The sequence below is a fragment of the Polaromonas sp. P1_G2 genome (assembly GCF_056405515.1).
Map to the genome: position 1 here is coordinate 1 of NZ_JBFUBY010001737.1, position 361 is coordinate 361.

The 361-nt window shown below is 59.6% G+C and carries 1 pseudogene; it reads left to right on the forward strand.

Going from position 1 to position 361, the window contains the following annotated elements:
* A pseudogene (locus AC1D0P_RS32360) lies at positions 1-361 on the forward strand (ABC transporter ATP-binding protein); the annotation flags it as partial.

The window sequence follows — 361 nt, forward strand, 5'->3', positions numbered from 1 at the left end:
GTGCATGAACTGCGCGAACTGCATAACCGCATTCATGCCACGACTGTCTACGTCACCCATGACCAGTTGGAAGCCATGGCGATGGCCGACAAGATCGCGGTGATGAACCATGGCGTCATCGAACAATTCGGCACGCCGCAGGAAATCTACAATCGCCCGGCCACGATGTATGTCGCCGACTTCATCGGCTCGCCGCCGATGAATTTCATGCGCTTCCAGAGCGGCTTGCAGAAGGGCGCGCGCTCGGTTTCCGTCGCCGGGATTGCTGTCGGTGTGCCGGAAATCCATGCCGATGTCGCACCGGGCGAATTGGCGCTTGGCATCCGGCCGGAGCATATCCGCTTCTCTGATAGTTCCGCTC